The organism is Winogradskyella arenosi (assembly GCF_003337305.1).
GTDB lineage: Bacteria > Bacteroidota > Bacteroidia > Flavobacteriales > Flavobacteriaceae > Winogradskyella > Winogradskyella arenosi.
This window is the reverse complement of sequence record NZ_QPJO01000001.1, coordinates 761,774-769,103: the sequence shown is the minus strand read 5'-3', so window position 1 is coordinate 769,103 and position 7,330 is coordinate 761,774. Positions and strand designations below refer to the sequence as shown.

8 protein-coding genes are annotated in these 7,330 nt (G+C 35.1%); 7 read left to right on the top strand and 1 reads right to left on the bottom strand.

The features are described from left to right. Window positions 1-775: 775 nt before the first annotated feature. The gene (gene ahcY, locus DFQ08_RS03245) at window positions 776-2,092 is read right to left on the bottom strand and encodes an adenosylhomocysteinase (RefSeq protein ID WP_114308349.1); all 1,317 of its coding nucleotides are present in this window, start codon (window positions 2,090-2,092) and stop codon (window positions 776-778) included. 135 nt (window positions 2,093-2,227) lie between these two features. On the opposite strand from ahcY, the gene DFQ08_RS03240 reads away from it, so the two are divergent. From DFQ08_RS03240 to arfB, 7 genes are all read left to right on the top strand, one after another. Then, entirely contained in the window at window positions 2,228-2,854 is a 627-nt protein-coding gene (locus DFQ08_RS03240) for a 4'-phosphopantetheinyl transferase family protein (RefSeq protein WP_114308348.1), read from the top strand. A gap of 63 nt (window positions 2,855-2,917) precedes the next feature. Further along, complete coding sequence (locus DFQ08_RS03235; RefSeq protein ID WP_114308347.1) at window positions 2,918-3,640, top strand: geranylgeranylglyceryl/heptaprenylglyceryl phosphate synthase; 723 nt, start codon at window positions 2,918-2,920, stop codon at window positions 3,638-3,640. A gap of 43 nt (window positions 3,641-3,683) precedes the next feature. After that, the gene (locus DFQ08_RS03230) at window positions 3,684-3,944 is read left to right on the top strand and encodes a hypothetical protein (protein WP_114308346.1); all 261 of its coding nucleotides are present in this window, start codon (window positions 3,684-3,686) and stop codon (window positions 3,942-3,944) included. Further along, entirely contained in the window at window positions 3,928-4,557 is a 630-nt protein-coding gene (gene pnuC, locus DFQ08_RS03225; RefSeq protein ID WP_114308345.1) for a nicotinamide riboside transporter PnuC, read from the top strand. Before DFQ08_RS03230 ends, pnuC begins: the two co-directional genes overlap by 17 nt. Next, window positions 4,518-5,084, top strand: coding sequence for an AAA family ATPase (locus DFQ08_RS03220; RefSeq protein WP_114308344.1), 567 nt, complete (start codon window positions 4,518-4,520; stop codon window positions 5,082-5,084). Before pnuC ends, DFQ08_RS03220 begins: the two co-directional genes overlap by 40 nt. Then, window positions 5,081-6,640: a DUF4301 family protein gene (locus tag DFQ08_RS03215; protein ID WP_114308343.1), complete on the top strand. Its 1,560-nt coding sequence runs from the start codon at window positions 5,081-5,083 to the stop codon at window positions 6,638-6,640. The genes DFQ08_RS03220 and DFQ08_RS03215 overlap by 4 nt, the downstream gene beginning before the upstream one ends. Then, complete coding sequence (gene arfB / locus DFQ08_RS03210) at window positions 6,640-7,044, top strand: alternative ribosome rescue aminoacyl-tRNA hydrolase ArfB (RefSeq protein ID WP_114308342.1); 405 nt, start codon at window positions 6,640-6,642, stop codon at window positions 7,042-7,044. Before DFQ08_RS03215 ends, arfB begins: the two co-directional genes overlap by 1 nt. Window positions 7,045-7,330: the final 286 nt, after the last annotated feature.

Here is a 7,330-nt window from a genome sequence, read left to right as displayed (position 1 = left end):
CTAGATATAACGTTTCAATTGAAGTAAAAACGTCAGTTCGAGTGAAATTGCTCTTTCTGCAATTTTGTATCGAGAACTCATTAAAAGGATTACTTTAATTTTTACTCATGAAGCTTCTCGATACGATTTGCTCGTACCTCACAAATCACTCGAAGTGACGTTGTAGGTTTATAATATAAATAAAGTTTTAATTGAAGTAAAAACGTCAGTTCGAGTGAAATTGCTCTTTCTGCAATTTTGTATCGAGAACTCATTAAAAGGATTACTTACTTTTTTCTTATAAAGCTTCTCGATACAATTTTCTCGTACCTCACAAATCACTCGAAGTGACGTTGTAGGTTTATAATATAAATAAAGTTTTAATTGAAGTAATTTCGTCAGTTCGAGTGAAATCGCTCTTTCTACGATTTTGTATCGAGAACTCATTAAAAGGATTACTTTACTTTTACTTATAAAGCTTCTCGATACAATTTTCTCGTACCTCACAAATCACTCGAAGTGACGCTTTAGGTTTCTAGATATAACGTTTCAATTGAAGTAAAAACGTCAGTTCGAGTGAAATTGCTCTTTCTGCAATTTTGTATCGAGAACTCATTAAAAGGATTACTTTACTTTTTACTTATAAAGCTTCTCGATACAATTTTCTCGTACCTCACAAATCACTCGAAGTGACGGTATTATTTGGTACTAAACTACAAGATTAGGCACAAAAAAAATCCCAAACACTAAGGCTTAGGATTTTCTAATATACTATTTCTGCTTTCGCAGGAATTCATTAATATCTGTAATGTTCTGGCTTGTATGGTCCGTCTACAGTTACACCGATATATTCAGCTTGGTCAGATTTAAGCTCAGTAAGCTCAACACCAATTTTTTCTAAGTGTAATTTCGCCACTTTTTCATCTAAATGTTTAGGCAACATATAAACGTCATTTTCATATTTATCACTGTTATTCCACAGCTCAATTTGTGCTAATGTTTGGTTTGTAAATGAATTACTCATTACAAAACTAGGGTGCCCCGTAGCACAACCTAAGTTTACTAAACGCCCTTCAGCTAAAAGAACAATATCTTTTCCGTTAATGTTATAACGGTCTACTTGTGGCTTAATAGTATCTTTAGTATGACCATAGTTTTCGTTTAACCAACCAACTTGGATTTCGTTATCAAAGTGACCAATATTACAAACGATTACTTTATCTTTCATCGCCTCAAAATGCTCAGCACGAACGATATCTTTATTTCCTGTCGTTGTAATTACAATATCAGAATTTCCAACAACGGTTTCTAATTTTTTAACTTCAAAACCATCCATTGCAGCTTGTAAAGCACAAATAGGGTCAATTTCAGTAACGGTTACAATAGAACCTGCACCTTTAAAAGAAGCCGCTGTACCTTTACCAACATCACCATAACCACAAACGGTTACACGTTTTCCAGCTAACATAATATCTGTAGCTCTACGAATCGCATCTACAGCAGATTCTTTACAACCGTATTTATTATCGAATTTAGATTTTGTAACAGAATCGTTTACATTAATCGCTGGCATAGTTAAAGTCCCATTTTTTACACGCTCGTATAAACGGTGAACTCCTGTCGTAGTTTCTTCAGAAAGTCCTTTAATACCTGCTGATAACTCAGGGTATTTATCTAAAACCATATTGGTTAAATCACCTCCATCATCTAAAATCATGTTTAATGGTTTTCTATCTTCACCAAAGAAAAGTGTTTGCTCAATACACCAATCGAACTCTTCTTCAGTCATGTCTTTCCAAGCGTAAACCGCAGTTCCTGCAGCAGCAATTGCAGCAGCAGCCTGATCTTGAGTTGAAAAAATGTTACAAGAACTCCAAGTAACCTCAGCTCCTAAAGCTTGTAATGTTTCAATTAACACCGCCGTTTGAATGGTCATGTGTAAACATCCGGCAATACGCGCACCTTTCAAAGGTTGTTCATCCTTATACTCTTCGCGCAGACTCATTAAACCTGGCATTTCTGCTTCTGCCAAATTAATTTCTTTTCTTCCCCAAGCCGCAAGCGACAAGTCCTTTACCTTGTTTGGTACGTAAGTTACTGGTTTTGTACTCATATTCTTTTCCACTTTGTTTTTTAAAATTTAAACTTGCCTTTGGGTTTAGGGCTTAAATAGCTAAATTCGCTTTCTCGCAACCCCTAAATTTACCTTAGGCGATGCAAAGATAATCAATAACATCCACAATCCTAAATGCCACTATTCAAAACCATTAGTGTAAATTCACAAACTACTGTTAAAATCTGGAAAATTAAAGAATCTTATGAGGCTCTTCTTCAACCTTTAACATTAAAACCAGAGAGTTTAAATCGGGTTTTAGGTATGAAAAGTGAACTACACCAACGTGGTTTTTTAAGTGTGAGACATCTGTTGCGCGAGTTTGGCTATACGGACCAAGATTTGTATTACGATACCAATGGAAAACCACATTTAAAGGATGGAAAACATATTTCTATTACCCATTCCTTTACGTTTTCGGGCGTGATTATTAGTGATAAAGAAGTCGGAATTGATATTGAAAAGCAACGCGATAAAATTGCGGTGATCGCTCATAAATTTGTAGACTATGAATTTAACTACATTCAGCCAACCGACGAAGACTATATTAATAGACTAACCGTTATATGGGGCATCAAAGAATCTTTATATAAATTGTTTGCCACGCCGGGCATGTTGTTTAAAACCCATTTTTTGGTCATACCGTTTATGCTTAAAGATGGCAACACCATTGCTTGGATAGATTACAACCATAAAAAGTACAGGTATCAAACGGCTTTTTTAGAATTTGAAGGCTTTACCTGCGCTTACGTTGTCCCTTAAAACGTATCGCATTTTAAAAATTTTGAAAGTTAATTGACCTTTAATGTTCCATCATCGGAATCCATGACACAGCACAACCACATACTTAACAGCATACAGCCAAATGCAAGAAATTTAGCGGTTTTAATAGACCCTGATAAAATGACTGTGGACGCTGTGGCCACATTTATAACACAGGTGAATCAATCTTATGCCACCCATATTTTTGTGGGAGGCAGCGAAGTGAGTGAGGGCTTAACAGAAATTCTTGTTTTAGAAATTAAAAAACATACCGATTTACCAGTTATATTATTTCCAGGCGATGTTATTCAGATCACAGATAAAGCCGATGGCATCTTATTTTTATCCTTAATATCGGGGCGTAATCCCGATTATTTAATAGGAAAACAAGTTGAGGCTGTTTCCAAATTGGTAAAAACCAATTTAGAAGTGATTCCTACAGGCTATATTCTTATTGAAAATGGAAAAGAAACCGCCGTTCAACGGGTTAGTGAAACCGATCCGATACCACGCCATGCGCTTCAAACAATAATAGACACCGCTGTTGCAGGAGCATTATTGGGGATGAAATTAATTTATTTAGAAGCCGGAAGTGGAGCTTTGCACGCCATAGACCCGCATATTATTTCACAAGTAAAAGCCCAAATCAATATACCCCTAATTGTAGGCGGTGGCCTAAGAAGTAAAGCCGAAATTGAGACTGCTTATAAGGCTGGTGCAGATGTAGTGGTTATTGGTACTGCTTTTGAAAATGATCAGTCCTTTTTTAACGCCTTAAAATCATAACTCATATATTAATTTAAATTTACCGCAGACCGCGGCCTAAGTCATGAAAATATCTATAGAATTACAGTTATCGCCACTCAAAGACGACTACGAGCCCCACATTATTGATTTTATAAAACATCTGAGAGCTTCAGAATTTACCGTTTTAGAGAATCCTTTAAGCACGCAAATATTTGGAGACTTTGATACTTTAATGCCCTTTCTTACTCAAGAAATTAAACGTTCTTTTGAAGATATCGATATTGCCGTTCTTCAAATGAAAATCGTTAAAACAGACCGAAGCGACTATGAACCCCATTTTTGATTTTTTCCTAGAACCCTATCGTTCGGCTTCTACCTTAAATATTGCATTAGAAATCATTGCGGTTTGCTTTGGAATTGCTAGCGTTTATTATGCCCAAAAAGAAAACATTTTAGTGTTTCCTACAGGCATTATAAACACCGTTATTTTTGTCTATTTGTGTTATAAATTTTCACTTTATGGCGACTTAACCATCAACGTGTATTATACCATTATGAGTATTTATGGTTGGTATAGATGGCAATATTCTAATACCGATCAGCACTTAGCCATAAGCACATCGAATTACAAAGATTGGGTAAAAGCGGGACTTATATTTAGCACGACCATAGGTTTTGTAATAAGTGTTTACCTTTACTTTAACCGTTTTGACAGAGTTACGGATTATATAGACACCATTACCACAGGAATTTTCTTTTCTGCCATGTGGTTAATGGCTAACAAAAAGATTGAACATTGGATTCTATGGATAATCGCTAACCTCATCTCTATACCTTTATATTTTGTAAAAGGCTTAGGGTTTACTGGCCTTCAATTTATTATATTTTTAATTCTAGCCATTCAAGGCTATAGCGCATGGAAGAAAAGCTTAAACAAGACCCATCCAACTGTATAAAAGTTGTTTTATTCGGACCTGAATCTACAGGAAAAACAACCCTATCACGGCAGCTGGCAGAACATTATAACACAGTTTGGGTGGCTGAGTATGCCCGCGACTATTTACAAGACAAATGGAATAAAGAGGCTAAAATTTGCGAACCTAAAGATATTTTACCCATTGCTATTGGGCAAATGAAATTAGAGAATGAGTTAAGCAAAAAAGCAAATTCTATTTTAATTTGTGATACAGATTTATTGGAGACTAAGGTGTATAGTGAAGCCTATTATCGAGGGACTTGCGACCCGATTTTAGATAAATTCGCTAAAAAAAATTCTTATGATTTGTATTTTTTAACTTATATTGACATTCCTTGGGAAGCTGATGACTTACGAGACAAACCCGATGAAAGGGAACGTATGTTTGAAGCTTTTGAATCTGCATTAATCAACCACAACAAACCGTATGTTTTATTAAAAGGAAATAAAAAAGAACGGTTTGATTTAGCGGTGCAGCATATTGATCAATTAATAAACAACAAATGAGTTTTACAGATAAAGACCTTAAACAAATTCAGGATAATGATTTAACCTTAGAAAAGGTAGCCAAACAAATTGAAATTTTTGAACATGGCATCCCTTTTACAAACGTTTCTGAAGCCGCCACTATTAATAACGGAATTATGCCACTGAGTGAATCTCATATGGCCGATTACTTATCTATTTTTGAGCGTGAAAGAGGTAATACTTCATTATTAAAATTTGTTCCTGCGTCTGGAGCAGCAACCAGGATGTTTAAGTTTCTGTTTCAGTTTATTAATGATTATGATGCTAAAGAGCAGACTTTAAATGCTTATATTAATAAAAACAACTTAAGAGATTTATCGCTGTTTATGGTTGGTTTAGAAAAATTTCCTTTCTACAAACAAGTGGCTAATTTACTTAAAGCCAAAGGGATTGATTTAGAAAATCTACCCAACCAAGAGAAGGTATGGCATTTTGCAAAAACAATGCTCGATAAAGACCAACTCAACTTTGGAAATCAGCCAAAAGGCTTATTACCATTTCATAAATACAAGAACGATAAGATCACGACGGCTTTTGAAGAACACCTTTACGAAGCGGCCTTATATGCCACAAGTAACAACAGGGCGCGACTTCATTTTACCATTTCAGACATTCACGAGTCTAAATTTAATGAAGAATTTAACCGTATAAAAGATCGTATTGAAAAGGAAAAAGACGTCCGTTTCGAGATTTCTTTCTCTTACCAACAACATGCTACAGATACCATTGCGGTAACCTTAGATAACACGCCTTTTAGAGAAGAGGATGGTAGCCTATTATTTAGACCATCAGGGCATGGTGCTCTTATAAAAAACCTCAATCTTATTGATGCCGATGTTATTTTTGTAAAAAACATAGACAATGTGGTAGTGGGTAATTACAAAGATGAATTGGCTCAGTTTAAAAAAGCTTTAGCCGGAATTCTCTTAAAGTTACAATCTAAAACCTTTAAATACTTAGAGCTTTTAGATGCTGAAGATGTTGCTGAAGGTGATCTGGTGGCTATTGAAAATTTTATAACTCATAAACTAAGTATTAAAATTTCTGAAGAATACTTTAAATATAAAGATTGCTATAAGATTGACTATCTCCGTAATAAACTGAATCGTCCTATTCGTGTGTGCGGTATGGTAAGAAATGAAGGCGAACCAGGAGGAGGACCATTCTGGGTTAAGGATGAAAAATCTAACCAATCGCTTCAAATCGTCGAGTCGGCACAAATTAATCTAAACGATCAAAAGCAAGAAGACATTCTAAAAAACGCTACCCATTTTAATCCGGTTGATTTGGTTTGTGGAATTAAAGATTACAAGGGCGAAAAATTTGACTTAGAAGATTTCGTAGATCATAACGCCGCTTTTATCACTCAGAAAACTAAAAACGGAAAAGCCTTAAAAGCCCTTGAATTACCTGGACTTTGGAATGGAAGTATGGCCCATTGGAATACTATTTTTGTTGAAGTGCCTATCAGTACGTTTAACCCTGTAAAAACAGTGAACGATTTATTAAAATCGCCGCATCAAATTAAAGCGTAGTGAATATTGAACGTTTAAAATCTGAATTAAACTACAAATACGTACGAAGTTCAGGAAGTGGAGGTCAACATGTAAATAAGGTATCTTCTAAAGCCGAATTATATTTTGACCTTTTCAATTCCGCAGTATTTCAGCCTGATGAAAAAGAAAAACTTTCTGAATTCTTTCAAAATCGATTAACCAAAGAAGGCATCTTAATTTTAGCAAGTGATGAAAGTCGAAGCCAGTTTAGAAACAAGGCTTTAGTGACGCAACGCTTTTTAGAATTAATACAAGAAGGCCTAAAAGAAGACAACATTCGCATTCCTACGCGAGTTCCTAGAAGTGTGAAAAAGAAACGTTTAAAGAATAAGCGTTTTAATGCTGAAAAGAAAGCCAACCGTAAGCCTCCAAAAATTGATTAATTCTAGAATTTAAAAACGAAATATTCAAGGATATATTCAACTGAATTTTCACTTGTCCCTACCCCACTTCAAACTAAAAAAATCAACTTTCCTTAGCCCTTATTCTAAAATCCGTTATATATTTGCGCCGTTCTCAATAAAGGGGTGCCAATAAGTGGCTGAGATCATACCCATTGAACCTAGAACAGGTAATGCTGTTTAGGAAGCGAGCTCTAAAAAATGTTCTTTTTGAACATTTTAAAAGTGCAGAAAAAGGCTTTCAACGTTTGTTTTTTAGATCTGAAAT

What these genes read in the sequence shown, in the direction of transcription:
- ahcY (WP_114308349.1), bottom strand. Translation starts at nt 2,092, where the DNA reads ATGAGTACAAAACCAGTAACTTACGTACCAAACAAGGTAAAGGACTTG.
- DFQ08_RS03240 (WP_114308348.1), top strand. Translation starts at nt 2,228, where the DNA reads ATGCCACTATTCAAAACCATTAGTGTAAATTCACAAACTACTGTTAAA.
- DFQ08_RS03235 (WP_114308347.1), top strand. Translation starts at nt 2,918, where the DNA reads ATGACACAGCACAACCACATACTTAACAGCATACAGCCAAATGCAAGA.
- DFQ08_RS03230 (WP_114308346.1), top strand. Translation starts at nt 3,684, where the DNA reads ATGAAAATATCTATAGAATTACAGTTATCGCCACTCAAAGACGACTAC.
- pnuC (WP_114308345.1), top strand. Translation starts at nt 3,928, where the DNA reads ATGAACCCCATTTTTGATTTTTTCCTAGAACCCTATCGTTCGGCTTCT.
- DFQ08_RS03220 (WP_114308344.1), top strand. Translation starts at nt 4,518, where the DNA reads ATGGAAGAAAAGCTTAAACAAGACCCATCCAACTGTATAAAAGTTGTT.
- DFQ08_RS03215 (WP_114308343.1), top strand. Translation starts at nt 5,081, where the DNA reads ATGAGTTTTACAGATAAAGACCTTAAACAAATTCAGGATAATGATTTA.